Here is a 1,722-nt window from a genome sequence, read left to right as displayed (position 1 = left end):
CCGCCGTGGCGGGCCATGCCGCCGTAGGTGTCGACGATGATCTTGCGTCCGGTCAGGCCGCAGTCGCCGACCGGGCCGCCGATCACGAAGTTGCCGGTCGGGTTGATGTGGAACTGCGTGTCCTTGGTGATCAGCCCGGCCGGCAGCACGTGCTTGATCACGAGCTCCATGACCGCCTCGCGCAGGTCGGCATGGGCGATCTCGGGGTTGTGCTGCGTCGAGAGCACGACGGCGTCGATGCCGACCACCTTGCCGTCCTCATAGCGGCAGGTGACCTGCGACTTGGCATCGGGGCGCAGCCACGGCAGCAGGCCGGACTTGCGCGCTTCGGCCTGACGCTCGACCAGGCGGTGCGCGTAGCAGATCGGCGCCGGCATCAGCACGTCGGTCTCGGTGCTCGCATAGCCGAACATCAGGCCCTGGTCGCCGGCGCCCTGATCCTCGGAGCGCTTGCGGTTGACGCCCATCGCGATGTCGACGGACTGCTTGCCGATGATGTTCAGCACGCCGCAGGTCGCGCCGTCGAAGCCCACGTCCGAGGACGTGTAGCCGATGCCGCAGATGACCTTGCGCACGAGTTCCTCAAGGTCGATCCAGGCGCTGGTCGTGATCTCGCCGGCGACGATGGCCACGCCGGTCTTGACCATCGTCTCGCAGGCGACGCGGGCATCCTCGTCGCGGGCGATGATCGCATCGAGCACGGCATCCGAGATCTGGTCGGCGATCTTGTCCGGATGGCCTTCGGACACGGACTCGGAGGTGAAGAGATAGGCGTCGCTCATGAAACGTCCTCGGGCGGCGGTCCGCGCAGGATGTGCGGCGGGCGGGGCGGAAAGGGTGGCCGGCAGGGAGGGCCGGGAACAAAATGCGGCGGATCATACCGGCCACCGCCGTCCTGTGCATCCGTGACCCGCTGCAGCGCAGCGTTTCGACACAGGACAGTACAAATGCAGATGGCAACAGGGATGTCTGTCGCTGCCGCCGCGTCTGCCCGTTGCCTGCTTCCGGAGGTTCCCGATGGTCCTGCTGCACACCCCGGTCTGTGATTTCGGTCTGCCGGCCCCGGACTTCGACCTGCCCGGCGTCGATGGCCGGCGCTGGACGCGCGACGCCGTGCGCGGCCCGGCCGGGCTGCTGGTGATGTTCATCTGCAACCACTGCCCGTACGTGCAGGCGGTGCGCGAGCGTCTGGTGCGCGAGGCGCGCGATCTCGCCGCCCTCGGCATCGGCGTGGTCGCGATCAGCGCCAACGATCCGGCCGACTACCCCGAGGACGACTTCGCGCACATGCAGGCGGTCGCGCGCGAGTTCGGTTATCCGTTCCCGTACCTGTTCGACGAGTCGCAGCAGGTCGCACGCGCCTACGGGGCGGTCTGCACGCCGGACTTCTTCGGCTACAACCGCGCGCTCGAACTGCAGTACCGCGGCCGGCTCGATGCGAGCGGCCGCCAGCCGGCCCCGGCCGGTGCGGTGCGCGAGCTGTACGAGGCGATGAAGCAGGTCGCCGGCACCGGCCGCGGCCCGGCCGCCCAGCTGCCCGGCATGGGCTGCTCGATCAAGTGGAAGGCGCAGGGCAACTGAGGAGCCGGCCGGTCGCCGGCCCGGCGGTTTGGCGGGCCGTGGCGATTTCCGTATACTCGCGCGCCACTTGCGAGCCGGCGCGCGCCGCTCGCAGGGCTGCGCGGCGCCATATCCCGGCGCGGCGCGGTCCGTGCGGCGCCC

2 protein-coding genes are annotated in these 1,722 nt (G+C 69.9%); one reads left to right on the top strand and one right to left on the bottom strand.

Features of this window, described 5'->3' with window-relative positions; translation table 11 throughout:
- Positions 1–782: methionine adenosyltransferase (gene metK / locus PKE44_RS19105; RefSeq protein WP_324554395.1), on the bottom strand; the 782-nt coding region annotated here is incomplete at its 3' end.
- Positions 783–1,017: 235 nt separating this feature from the next.
- On the opposite strand from metK, the gene PKE44_RS19100 reads away from it, so the two are divergent.
- Positions 1,018–1,581, top strand: coding sequence for a thioredoxin family protein (locus PKE44_RS19100; protein ID WP_324554393.1), 564 nt, complete (start codon positions 1,018–1,020; stop codon positions 1,579–1,581).
- Positions 1,582–1,722 lie beyond the last annotated feature (141 nt).

It is taken from the genome of Plasticicumulans sp. (genome assembly GCF_035331805.1).
Taxonomy (GTDB): Bacteria; Pseudomonadota; Gammaproteobacteria; order Competibacterales; family Competibacteraceae; genus Plasticicumulans.
This window is presented reverse-complemented; position numbering and strand designations above follow the sequence as displayed.